The organism is Shewanella litoralis, assembly GCF_009828585.1.
GTDB classification, from domain to species: Bacteria; Pseudomonadota; Gammaproteobacteria; order Enterobacterales; family Shewanellaceae; genus Shewanella; species Shewanella litoralis.
On sequence record NZ_WSRZ01000020.1, the window covers coordinates 21,499 to 34,776 of the forward strand.

At 41.3% G+C, this 13,278-nt stretch carries 9 protein-coding genes; 2 read left to right on the forward strand and 7 right to left on the reverse strand.

Annotation, left to right across the window (positions count from 1 at the left end; translation table 11 throughout):
• Positions 1 to 509: 509 nt before the first annotated feature.
• The gene (locus tag GQA99_RS15305; RefSeq protein WP_229785939.1) at positions 510 to 2,519 is read left to right on the forward strand and encodes a PilZ domain-containing protein; all 2,010 of its coding nucleotides are present in this window, start codon (positions 510 to 512) and stop codon (positions 2,517 to 2,519) included.
• Positions 2,520 to 2,693: 174 nt separating this feature from the next.
• Here the strand turns inward: GQA99_RS15305 and GQA99_RS15310 are convergent, their stop codons facing one another.
• The 4 genes from GQA99_RS15310 to pnp all read right to left on the reverse strand — a co-directional run bounded on the left by GQA99_RS15310 (position 2,694) and on the right by pnp (position 8,494).
• On the reverse strand, positions 2,694 to 3,455 hold the full coding sequence (locus tag GQA99_RS15310) for a TatD family hydrolase (protein WP_160055224.1): 762 nt from the start codon (positions 3,453 to 3,455) through the stop codon (positions 2,694 to 2,696).
• 225 nt (positions 3,456 to 3,680) lie between these two features.
• On the reverse strand, positions 3,681 to 5,261 hold the full coding sequence (prfC, locus tag GQA99_RS15315) for a peptide chain release factor 3 (protein ID WP_160055226.1): 1,581 nt from the start codon (positions 5,259 to 5,261) through the stop codon (positions 3,681 to 3,683).
• Between the two features lie 75 nt (positions 5,262 to 5,336).
• Complete coding sequence (gene nlpI / locus GQA99_RS15320; protein ID WP_160055229.1) at positions 5,337 to 6,248, reverse strand: lipoprotein NlpI; 912 nt, start codon at positions 6,246 to 6,248, stop codon at positions 5,337 to 5,339.
• Positions 6,249 to 6,397: 149 nt separating this feature from the next.
• Complete coding sequence (gene pnp / locus GQA99_RS15325; protein ID WP_160055232.1) at positions 6,398 to 8,494, reverse strand: polyribonucleotide nucleotidyltransferase; 2,097 nt, start codon at positions 8,492 to 8,494, stop codon at positions 6,398 to 6,400.
• Positions 8,495 to 9,179: 685 nt separating this feature from the next.
• Here pnp and GQA99_RS15330 point away from each other — a divergent pair.
• Positions 9,180 to 11,216, forward strand: a complete 2,037-nt coding sequence (locus GQA99_RS15330; RefSeq protein WP_160055235.1) for a putative bifunctional diguanylate cyclase/phosphodiesterase — start codon at positions 9,180 to 9,182, stop codon at positions 11,214 to 11,216.
• A 215-nt stretch (positions 11,217 to 11,431) separates the two neighbouring features.
• Here the strand turns inward: GQA99_RS15330 and rpsO are convergent, their stop codons facing one another.
• The 3 genes from rpsO to rbfA all read right to left on the reverse strand — a co-directional run bounded on the left by rpsO (position 11,432) and on the right by rbfA (position 13,223).
• Positions 11,432 to 11,701: a 30S ribosomal protein S15 gene (rpsO, locus tag GQA99_RS15335; protein WP_160055238.1), complete on the reverse strand. Its 270-nt coding sequence runs from the start codon at positions 11,699 to 11,701 to the stop codon at positions 11,432 to 11,434.
• Between the two features lie 143 nt (positions 11,702 to 11,844).
• Positions 11,845 to 12,792: a tRNA pseudouridine(55) synthase TruB gene (gene truB / locus GQA99_RS15340; RefSeq protein ID WP_160055240.1), complete on the reverse strand. Its 948-nt coding sequence runs from the start codon at positions 12,790 to 12,792 to the stop codon at positions 11,845 to 11,847.
• Entirely contained in the window at positions 12,792 to 13,223 is a 432-nt protein-coding gene (gene rbfA / locus GQA99_RS15345) for a 30S ribosome-binding factor RbfA (protein ID WP_160055242.1), read from the reverse strand. The genes truB and rbfA overlap by 1 nt, the downstream gene beginning before the upstream one ends.
• Positions 13,224 to 13,278: the final 55 nt, after the last annotated feature.

Here is a 13,278-nt window from a genome sequence, read left to right on the forward strand (position 1 = left end):
ACTTATTTAGCTGGCTAAACGGCATTCATTTGCGACTGTCTGACAGAAAAATAACCGACTACATCATTTATCAACAAAGATAAACACGCCCTAATCATTCCATTTGTGCAGTCCATCCTAGAAGCGCTGGGCTTGTGCTAGTGACTCAGTAAGTGGTTATGTAAACCAATGAGACTCGATAAACAGATGGATAGATTTAAAAATGATTAATTGATTCAACGCAAACAAGTGAACATAGACAAACACGAGGATGACTGGTTAAATAAGTTAATAAAATGAACTTAATAGCAATGATATTAATCTTGAACCTTGCCAATGATTACATTCTTGTTCACACTGATTGTTAATTAGCGGTAAACACACTCTGCTAATTATTCAACCTAACCATATTAACGTACCCATTATGGTTTGGTAATGAATAATTATGATTAATATCTTAAAGAGCAGCACTTTCTAGCCGATAAAATATCAGCCAGACTCACAATAAGCCCAATAAAACGATAATATAAATGAGTTTAGACAATCACAGTGCATTAATTGAACAACTTAAGCCGCTATTGATGGAACCTGACTTTCAGGAAATATTTGAGCAGCTTACCGTTGATGAATCCAATTCTACCCGTTTTCTCTTGAAAATGGAGCTTAACCGTATTTCATCACAATGCACCCGAGTTATCGATTTACGTGACAAAACTGAACTCCCTTGCGCAGAAGTCGTTATCGCTAACCAGCGACATTTTCTTGATGAGCCGGCAAAAGAATCATTAATCAACGCACTGCCCTTATATCGAAACAAATACACGCTTGGAGTTTACGAACACGTCGTCAAAGCGCATAAACTGCGACGCTTAAAGCTGAGAAATATCTTACCAGAAGAGGCTACAAACGAAGTTAATCCTTACCTTGTGCCTGGTGTTGTACTTGGTAGCTATTTTAATCGCTGTGAAGAGCGGATGAATTACAGTATCCGCATCTCAGTGACTCAGCCAGGTTTAAGTGAAATCAATGGCGTAACGCTTGATTTGTCTGTCGGCGGTGCTCGGATAAAATTGCCACTCAAGCATCATTTAGATCCAGACAAACCGATCAAACTCAAATTACTCGAGCTCAGTGAAGAGTTTTTTGTAGATGAGATCCAGCATGGCGTTGATTATCAAATTGTCGATATCCAAAATAAAGACGGCAATGCTATTTTAAGACTTAAACGCCTAGGAGATGGTGAGGCCCTCGACAAAGTGATATCGATGGTCATTCGTAGTTATAAATTCCGCTATAAAGTCGATGTAAACGATGTCATCGTTACTGCAACAGGTTTAGGCTATGAGCGCCATTATTTACCCTTGCTAACCCATTTACCCTTATATGTCAGTATGAAGGGGGATGTACCGCACATTACTTATGAGTTACTCGGGCGTGGTAATCAACCCATACAGCACTATTTTCAAGATGAAAATGAAGTCAGTCAATTACCGAGCTTCATTAATACTCGACGCTTAACTCAGGTGCTCAAAAACAGCACAGACACCGACCATAATTTGTTTTTTAGCTTTACGCATAATGCTCAAGGTAAATTACACTATTATTCGGCGACATTAGCCGAGTTAAAAGCCACCAAAAATCTTAACTTATTTCTTGGGTTTGCTTCATCGAAAGCCAGCTGGCGGGTATTTAAATTAATCGCCCGCCCTATTGAACATAATAAAAACTATAAAACCTCAACGCTCCCAGGTGATGATGCCCGCTATAGCGCATTAACCGAACAGCAGTTGGCGCAATTTAGCCATACTTTACAGCTTATAGATTTAACCAATGAAGATGTACGCAGAGACTATCAAAGTTGGTTTAACAAAGCCGATGCCAATGGATTAAAGATTTTTGCTCAAGCAAAGGTCAAAAGTCACACTATCAAAAAAGTGTCGATGCCTTTTAGCGAGCGACGCCATGAAGCTCGTTTTGCTTTTAAAACCTCAGTGACTATCCAGCAAGGGGATAAAAAAGCCACCGGGATCACTCACGATATCTCGAGCCGTGGTTTACAGCTCATACTAGAACAAGCTATCGACTTTACCGAGCCAGCTCAGGTGACCTTGTCATTTCCGCGACTCCAGGCTGCTGCAGGTAAAACCAATTTATCTAACTTACCTTATCAATTAATACGCAGCCGTATGAACGGCCTCACGTTGCATTTAAGTGCATTAATTGGGCATACACCTCATGAAGGTGTTGAGTTTTTAAATAAGTTGATTGCGCATAACAAACAAAAACTCGAACAATTATCAGACAATGAAGGGCAGCTAAAAGAACTGGCAGACGGATTAAAAAATCTGTTTATGCGTCAATTACCTGGTGTGCCTTATTTTATTGAGAAAACAGTAAAATCAGCCCAAATGGCCTATATCGGCATTGGCACAACCACAGATGAAATTAGCCATTTATTTGCCCAAGATACTGACCAGGTACTGATGTATAACCTCATGCCATTGTTAGACAATAATGTCTTAAAACAGCAAATCATTTAATCATCACCCTTTTGTTAACAGTTTTTTTGAATGTTGTTAACTCACCTAATTTCCGTTGATGATTATAACTGAGCGTGAAACGAAAAGCGTCGTTTTGATCAACTTTTTAGAGTTTAATTTCAATCCCTTAGGCAATTAAATAGATTTTATACGATTCCGTTTCAAGAAAAACAATTAAAGCTCAAATAGTTGCACTGCATTTTTATTCAACTGTTCTAATATACAAACAGTTTCACTTTTCTTTAAAAATGAGATTTCGGACACAATTCTGTTCAAGGTTAGTGGGGTGTTGCGCGATTTTGGCTGGTCAAAAGGGCTCATACTGGGCGAGTCAGTTTCCAATAAAAAGTGCTCTATAGGTAATTCGGTCACTGCTTGCCGAAGCTTTTTAGCACTGGGATTGAGCAATAATCCACCAACACCTAATTTAAAACCAAGTGCAATGTATTGCTTTGCAGTTTGGCTATTGCCATAAAAGCCATGGATCACACCACCTCGACTCAACCTTGTCCTTGTTAATAGAGCCAGTAACTCTTGATGGGCTTTGACCGCATGTAAAATGACTGGTAATTGATAAGTTTGAGCAAGCTGCAATTGTTTTTCGAGTAACAACAATTGCTTATCTGACCAATGATGTAATTTATCTAAACCACACTCCCCCACAGCCACCAAACGCCTATTTTCTCTACATTCCTGCAGCTTTGCATCCAAAAGAGAGATTGCACGGTCGATGTCATCTGGAACATACCAAGGGTGGATCCCAAGCGCAAAGTACCATTGGTATTGCTCGGCAAGCTCCAGCTGCTTTTGCCATTTATCAGCAGCAATCCCCGGAATGATTGCAGACAAAATACCGTGCCTTTTCATCTCAGAAACAAGTTCGTTGCGGTCATTATCAAATTCAGGCATATCAAGATGGGCATGGGTATCGATCATATATCACCTACTAATATTGTAACGGTCAAAGACAAAACACCTTAACGATGAGCATTGTTCCAATGACCTATAATGAAATATAAATAGCTGTAAATCACTGACATTTGCAAACAGCAACCTTGGCTCACACAAAAATGATAATTACTGTGACGTCAGACGTAAAAGCATAATAAAAAAGGTGGCAAAGCCACCTTTTTTACATAAATGAAACAAATTGATTAACAATTAGTGTTCGCGGGTCTTAGCAAACTCAATGTCTGGATAACGTTCCATAGACAGATTCAAGTTAACCATGGTTGGCGCAATATAAGTTAGGTTATCACCACCATCCAAAGCAAGGTTTGGACTACACTTACGACGAAACTCTTCAAGTTTACGTTCATCTTTGCAATAAACCCAACGTGCGGTGCTCACACTAATGCCTTCGTAAATGGCTTCAACGTTGTATTCACTTTTTAAGCGCCCTACTACGACTTCAAACTGCAACACACCAACGGCTCCAACAATCAAATCATTGGAATCAATAGGTCTAAACACCTGCACAGCGCCTTCTTCAGACAACTGCACGAGGCCTTTAAGTAGCTGCTTTTGTTTTAATGGATCTTTTAAGCGAATTCGGCGGAACATTTCTGGTGCAAAGTTAGGTACACCCGTAAAGCGAATTTTTTCACCTTGCGTAAAGGTATCACCGATGCGCATGGTGCCATGGTTATGCAAACCAATAATGTCACCTGGGTATGCGGCTTCTGCACGATTACGGTCACCGGCCATAAAGGTTAACGCGTCACTCACGTTGACATCTTTACCAATACGCACATGATGCATTTTCATGCCTTGCTCATAGCGACCAGAACAAACACGCATAAAAGCGACACGGTCACGGTGCTTAGGATCCATGTTTGCCTGGATCTTGAAGATAAAACCAGAGAATTTCTCTTCATTTGGTAATACTTCACGAGCATCTGTTTCTCGTGGCAGTGGCTTAGGCGCCCACTCAACGATACCATCGAGAATATGGTCAACACCAAAGTTGCCTAACGCGGTACCAAAATATACAGGCGTTAATTCACCTTTCAAAAATGCATCTTGGTCAAACTCATGCGAGGCACCAGCAACTAATTCCATTTCATCACGGATATCCGATGCGTATGAGCCTAGCACTTTATCGAGTTCAGGATTATTCAATCCTTTAATGATGCGCTCTTCTTGGATGGTATGCCCCATACCACTTTGGTACAGAATCACCTCGTCACGCAGAATATGGTAAACACCTTTAAACTCTTTACCTGAACCAATCGGCCAAGTAATTGGCGCACAGGCCATTTTTAAAATGTCTTCAACTTCATCCATCAACTCAATTGGATCACGAATGTCACGGTCACATTTATTCATGAACGTTACGATAGGTGTATCGCGTAAACGAGTGACTTCCATCAGCTTAATGGTTCGGTCTTCTACACCTTTGGCTGAATCGATCACCATCAAACAAGAGTCTACAGCGGTTAGTGTACGGTAGGTGTCTTCTGAGAAATCTTCGTGACCTGGCGTATCAAGTAAGTTGATAAGTGCGCCACCGTAAGGAAATTGCATCACAGAAGTCGTGATAGAGATACCACGATCTTTTTCCATCTCCATCCAGTCAGACTTAGCATGTTGTCCTGACTTTTTACCTTTTACCGTACCGGCTTTTTGTAAGGCCTGTCCGAATAACAGTACTTTTTCGGTGATGGTGGTTTTACCCGCATCGGGGTGCGAAATGATGGCGAAGGTACGACGCTTGTCGACCTCAACGTTGTTGCCTGACATGTTAACCTTGCACTAGCCGCTAAAAAAGGCGCAAATTATAGCGCCTATCGACAGAATTGGCTAGGCAAACTATGTTTAGCTCTTATTAGCTAATTCAGCAGCCTGCTGAATGAAGTTTTTCATCCTTGCCAATTCAATCCTGGCATAACGATGCTCAACAAAATCATAAATGTTTGTCGCCAAGGTTAACCGATAAAAATTCGCCGCTTGTTGATACTGACCATTAGCGGCAGCTTGCTTCGCTAAGTAAAAATAGGCTTCACATAAACGTTCTGCGTATTCTTTAGGTTGAGATAAGCCGACTTTGGCCGCAGCAAACACTTGCTCTTGATTAATTTTACCTAAATAAAAATCGACTAGCACACTCGCCCAGTCTTCACTTTTTAACTGTTGGCGTTGAAGTGCTAAGTCAGCTAAAGCTTGATTCTTATCTACCGCAGATGACATCAAATACAGCCACAAAACCCGATAACCGTCACTCGGGTCGCGCGCGAGAAAAGCTTGCATGTCTTCTACGGCTAATTGAAAACGTTCACCATAATATAATGCGATGCCGCGATTGAGGTAAGCGTAGTCATAACCAGGAGAAAGCTCTAATACGCCATCAAATGCTTCATAGGCGCTGTCAAATTCACCTTCTTGGGTGTAATAAATACCTAAAAAGTTATAAGCATCGGCTAAATCAGGTTGTAGCTTAATCGCTTGATGAAAATCAATTCTGCCTAATAAACGTAAACCGACACTGTCGTAGATTACGCCACGGTCGTAATGAAAACGTGCACGTTGTTCGTCTGTCAGTTCCATTGTCGCTAAAATTTCATTCAACTTAGCCAATGTGACTTCCATTTTATAATCTGGCATAACCGGTGCAACGATCATTTGCCCAGTGACATTCTCACTCGAGCTTTGCGTAGCTGCACAGCCTGACAACAACATACTTGCACCGACAACAACGGCAATAACTGTGGTGCGTAGTTTACATTCCATCCGCTTGACCTTATCAGGTTGTATTAATATTCAATATCATAGCAATCTGGCCATCTAAGAGCTATGGACGAACACAGATTATTTTAATAAACATAAAAAAAGGAGATCATATGATCTCCTTTTTTAATCGCTTAACACGCTAAACTACATTACTCAGCACTTTCTTTAGTCTGCGCTTCTTTAATTGACAGTCTTACGCGGCCTTGACGATCCACTTCCATTACTTTAACCGCAACTTCTTGGTTCATTTCAAGGTGGTCAGATACGTTAGCTACACGCTCATCACTGATTTGTGAAATGTGAACTAAGCCATCTTTACCAGGTAGAATGTTAACGAATGCACCGAAATCAACGATACGAATGACTTTACCGTTGTAAATACGACCGACTTCAACTTCAGCAGTGATCTCTTCAATACGACGTATCGCTTCTTTAGTCGCTTCACCATTTGAAGAAGCAATCTTCACAGTACCGTCGTCATCTAATTCAATCGTAGTACCGGTTTCTTCGGTAAGTGCACGAATAACCGCGCCGCCTTTACCAATAACATCACGGATTTTTTCTGGATTGATCTTGATGGTCGTAATACGTGGCGCGTGATCAGAAATATCATCGCGATGAGAACCAATCGCTTGGTCCATTACATTAAGAATATGAACGCGAGCGCCATATGCCTGTTGTAATGCGATATCCATAATTTCTTTGGTGATACCTTCGATTTTGATATCCATCTGCAATGCAGTGATACCATCACGAGTACCGGCTACTTTAAAGTCCATGTCACCTAAGTGATCTTCATCGCCTAAGATGTCAGAAAGTACAACGAAATCGTCGCCTTCTTTAACTAGACCCATCGCGATACCTGCAACTGAAGTCTTGATAGGTACACCCGCATCCATTAATGCTAATGAAGTACCACAAACAGAAGCCATAGAGCTTGAACCGTTTGACTCAGTAATTTCAGATACAACACGAACACTGTATGGGAATTCTTCAGCCGAAGGCATCACCGCGTTCATACCACGCCAAGCTAATTTACCATGACCGATTTCGCGGCGCTTAGGTGAGCCAACCATACCCGTTTCACCAACTGAATACGGAGGGAAGTTATAGTGCAGCATAAAGCGGTTTGTACGCTCGCCCATGATGCTATCTATTTTCTGTGCATCACGCTCAGTACCTAAAGTACAAGTCACTAACGCTTGAGTTTCGCCACGAGTAAATAATGCACTACCGTGTGTACGAGGTAATACGCCAGCAAGCACGTTAAGAGCACGGATCATGTCTGGTTCACGGCCATCGATACGTGGCTTACCACTGATGATACGACCACGAACAACTTTCTTCTCTAGGCTACCTAACAAGTTGTCAACTTCACGTAAGTCCACATCTGCGTTTTCGGCAACTAAAGCGGCTTTAGCAGCAGCTTTAACAACACCAACTTGAGCATAACGATCTTGCTTAACTTCGATTTGATAAGCATCAGTTAAGCCAGCTTCAGCCAATGTTTTGATTTTAGCAACAAGCTCTTGATCTTGAACTGGAGCAGTCCAATCCCATGTTGGTTTGCCCGCTTCAGCTTTAAACTCACTAATGGCATTAATCACCACTTGTTGTTGATCATGACCATAAGTCACAGCACCTAACATGATTTCTTCAGCAAGCGCTTTCGCTTCTGATTCAACCATAAGTACTGCACCTTGAGTACCTGCAACAACTAAGTTCAGATCGCTTGTAGCAAGTTGATCAACACTTGGGTTTAATAGGTATTCGCCGTTAACATAACCAACGCGTGCAGCACCTAGTGGGCCACTGAAAGGAATACCAGAAATAGCTAACGCAGCAGAAGTACCAATCATCGAAACAATATCAGGCTCGATTTGTGGATCAACAGACACCACAGTGATGATAACTTGTACTTCGTTTTTAAAACCGTTAGGGAATAAAGGACGAATAGGACGGTCAATAAGGCGTGCGATCAGAGTTTCATCTTCTGACGGACGGCCTTCACGCTTAAAGAAACCACCAGGGATTTTACCCGCAGCATAGGTTTTTTCTTGGTAGTTAACTGTTAGTGGGAAAAAGTCACGGCTTAAATCCGCTACTTTTTTACCAACGACAGTAACTAATACTGTGGTATCACCCATGCTAGCTAAAACTGCAGCATCTGCTTGACGCGCGATAACACCTGTTTCTAAGGTGACTGTATGTTGACCATACTCAAAACTCTTTACAATTGGATTCACGTGACCCATTCCTTAATTTAATGACCTTTAATTACGCGCACAAGTATACTTCAATTAGATTGAATAGTTAAATAGACGCGATATCGAGAATGAAAAAAAAGTAAAATAATCATTTTCCTATAACAGAAACGCATATTAATCACGCTTTTGTTATAAATGATTCAATTTTTGTTACAAATGAGCCATCATAGGTCAAGCTTTACTCGAATAGCGAATGACAAAAGCCGTCAATTTAACTAGAGTTGATTGAGTGAACCAACAGTTAGACGCGATATACAGATCGATTAAGACTTTATTTGGATTCAGGGTAGAAGTAATAACTCATTGGTATTTTTATACCCAAACAACCTGAAGATGCTCGATTTTAGCAAGAATTTACACGCGTTTAGGCAAGGCATTGATTGCGGGTAATGGTTGTTCCCTTTCCAAAATCAGCTAAATTAACAAAAGCCGCAGCATAAACGCGTGTAAAAATTGCTCCTTGGGAGTTTCACCGTGTTCCCCTGATTGTTAAATCAAGGGCTCTGTTGCGTTAACTTATAAGGTACCTACATTACCGCATTAACACGCCTAGTATTGAAAACACGGTGAAGCTCTGAAGCACGTATCTTCAAGTTGATTGGGTCTAGCCCTGAAAGCTTTGCAATTTAAACACATTAGTCACCTACGCGACACGGAATATGACATGACTGCCAGCTTTAAGTCTTTAACATGGAAGCAAACAAATCTAGTGGTTTTCACAGCATTGTTTTTTGCTATTGCGATTTTTGTGGTAGAAATCGCCATTCAAGTGATTTCTACCAAAAATCAACTTAGTGATGCACAACAAGAACTGCTTAATTCTGTTGAACAAACCACTACCAATGCTGTCTGGTCACTCGATGACAAACTTGCCAGCCAAACCCTTGAGGGCATTATTAAGGTCGACAACGTCGGTTCTGCAGTGATTGAACTCGATGACGGCTCACTGTTTGTTACCACCTCTAATCCAGTCGATAAATCCTCGGCGACTTACACAACGTTAAGTCAACGCTTGTTTGGAGATTTAAGAGAGATTTCAAGGCCTTTATATCGACCGTTTTATTTTGAAGGCAATAAAGAGCAGCAACTCATTGGCACCCTGACTGTTTTTTACGATACCAAAAAGCTAACCAATAAACTTTTCAGCCAGCTCCAATTAGGATTAATCGCCACTTTAGCTCGAGCTCTGTTGCTTACATTAGTGCTTAGTGTTGTGTTTCATCGGTTTTTAACCCAGCCAATTGCTAGAATAAGTGAGGCTATTGATAAAATCGATCCTGATTCGCCAGATGAAAACCTTTTGCCCATGTCTCCAGCGCACAAAGATGATGAGCTTGGCTTAGTCACCAGTAAATTTAATCAAATTCTTTTACAGTTTAGCCAAACCCAAAACAAGTTACGTAAAATGGCCACTCGCGATCCATTAACTGGCTTGCCTAACCGCACGCTGCTTCTCGAAACACTTAACGTAACGATTCAGCGTTCTCGTGTACATAAGCGTAACTTTTCGCTTTTATTCATTGATTTAGACCGCTTTAAAAACGTCAATGACTCGCTAGGACATGCACTTGGCGATCAATTCTTAGCACGAATTGCACGTATCTTAGAACGTGTGGTGGGTGATAGAGGTAGCGTTGCAAGACTGGGTGGCGATGAATTTGTCATTTTAGCCGATGAAATTCAAACACCCGCTCAAGCAGCAGACTTTGTTGATAAACTATTAATTCAATTAAATGCGCCTGTTCAATTAAATGAGCATGCAATTCATCCCGCAGCGTCAATTGGCATTTCGATTTATCCTGAAGACGGCGATACTGCAGAAGATCTCATCCGCCACGCTGACATTGCCATGTACAGTGCAAAAGCCGCCGGCTCAAACCAATGGTCTTTCTTTAAACAACAAATGACCGAACGTGCAGCCGTGAGATTGCGTACAGAAGCATCTCTGCATGACGCATTGAAAAACAATGAGTTCTTATTATATTTCCAACCAAAGTTTGATTTAAATACCCATAAAGTAGTCGGTTGTGAAGCACTTATCCGCTGGCAAAAAGATGGTAGGTTAATTAGTCCTATGTCGTTTATCCCGGTAGCAGAAGAAACCGGTATTATTATTCCTATTGGTCGCTGGGTTATTGAGCAGAGCTGCAAAGTCATTCGCGAATGGCAACGTAAATACAATTATGCAATCCCCATTGCTGTCAATGTGGCGTCTCAACAGTTTGCCGATGCCAGTTTAGTGCCCGACATTAAGCAGCTTGCTATCCGCTACCAAATCCGCCCTGAGTTGCTAGAAGTTGAAATTACTGAAACATCATTAATGAACGATGTAGAACAAGCCATAGTAAAGCTTGAACAGCTTAAATCAGCTGGGTTTGGTATTGCTGTCGATGATTTTGGCACTGGTTATTCATCCTTATCTTATCTTCGACATTTACCCATTACCACAATGAAAATCGATCGAGCTTTTGTGAGTGACTTGCCTGAAGACAGCGCGATAACATCAACTATTTTGATGTTAGGTCGCCAGTTGGATTTAACCATTGTGGCAGAAGGAATTGAAAATGAGGAACAGTTACAATGGCTTAAAGATAATCAATGTGAAATCGGCCAGGGCTTTTTCTTTAGCCAACCCTTGCCACTAGAAGAGTTTGAACAGAAATACATCATGTCTGAAACTGCACAAATCGTTCGCATATAGTAGCGTTTGAACAGTCTTTTAAATCGAACGGTTAAATAGTGAATTTTAATCTAGATGTATTGAAGCAATACCAATCAGCTTTAGATTATGCTTTTTTGGCAAAATTTTTCAGTGCGTCATTTGAGATTAATGACAGATTTCAGGCAATAAAAAAGGAGGCAAAAGCCTCCTTTTTTACGGTTTAGTTCACTTACAGATGTAAGTGATACATCGAATTAACGACGTAAACCTAACTTCTTGATCAGAACAGCATAACGCTCTGAGTCAGTACGCTTTAGGTAAGCAGTAAGCTTACGACGAGCGCTAACCATGCGTAATAGACCACGACGTGAGTGGTGATCATGGATGTGCTCTTTAAAGTGACCTTGAAGGTGGTTAATTTGAGCAGTTAACAAAGCTACTTGAACTTCAGTTGAACCTGTATCGTTTTCGCCGCGACCAAACTCAGCTAAAATTTTTGCTTTTGCTTCAGCACTTAGTGACATGTGTATCTCCAAAAAAAGTAAATGTATCTCTAGCCGATCACTAACTCAGCCAGAGCGAGCGCGATATTCTAACTAGATTAGCGTCTAACCGCAATAAAAAAGCGTATAAACTTGATCAATAAAGCCATTAAACGGCAATAACATTACTCAGCCGTATCATGCATGACAATGAGTCGCTTAGGCGCTAATAAACCATCATCATTCATACTGCCAATGCCGACAAACTTGCGCTCATCACCAATAGTAATACGCACTAAGCAATCTGGTTTTAATCCAGAGGCTTGAATGGCCTGTCCCTGCATAACATAATAAAGCATGGCATCTGGGAGGTTAATTTCAGGAAAATTAGCCACTGCGGTATCCATTGGCAATAATAATGGATCAAGCAAGGTTTTAGGGGCAATATCTTGCTCTTGTGCTTGCGCTAATAGAGCTTCAAGTTCAGCAAGGCTAACCATTTTTTCATATGGGTATTTAGCAACCTGAGTACGACGCAACATTATCACATGCGCACCACACCCTAACATTTCACCTAAGTCATCAATAATCGTGCGAATATATGTCCCTTTAGAGCAGTGAATGTCTAAGGTTAATTCATTACCTTCAAGCTTGATAAAATTAAGCTCAAATACCGTTATAGGACGCGATTCACGCGGCACTTCTATGCCTTCACGCGCATATTTATACAACGGCTGACCCTGGTATTTTAATGCCGAATACATTGACGGAATTTGTTGAGTGGTTCCACGAAAAAACTCGAGCTTTTCATCTAGAAGCGCTTGAGTAAAATCCACCGGACGGGTTTGCACCACTTCGCCATCAGAGTCACTGGTATCTGTACGTTGGCCCAGTTTTGCGGTAACAAGGTAACGTTTATCTGCATCTAATAAATGCTGAGAAAACTTAGTTGCCTCACCTAAGCAAATCGGTAACATACCAGTGGCTAATGGATCTAATGCCCCGGTATGACCGGCTTTATTAGCATTAAAAATGCGCTTAACCTTTTGCAAAGCAAAGTTAGAGCTCATGCCAGTATCTTTATCGAGTAACACGATTCCGTCGATGAAGCGACCTTTAGGGCGACGAGCCATTAATCTTGCTCCTTGTCACCATCAACAGATTCACTGCTATCAGATGCTTGTGGGTCATATTGCTGCTGCTTAGCTTTATCTTTATTGATGACTTGGGTCACTAGGTTAGACATACGCATGCCTTCTACTAGTGAGCTGTCATAGACAAAGCGCAATTCAGGCATTACACGTAATTTCATACGTCCTGCCACTAATGTGCGAATGTATGGAGCTGCAGCACTCAGTGCATCAATTTTCTGTTGAACAAGCTCAATGTCTTCTTCAAAGAAAGTCACAAACACTTTTGCGTAGCTTAAATCACGTGAAACGTCTACGTCGTTTACGGTAACAAAGCCAATGCGGGGATCTTTCATATCGCGTTGTAACACCATTGCAAGTTCTTGCTGGAGTTGCTGTGCGATACGGCGGGTACGACTAAATTCTTTTGCCATGATGATGTGCCATAACGTTGGGTATACAATCAAAAAGGGCGGCTAATGCCGCCCT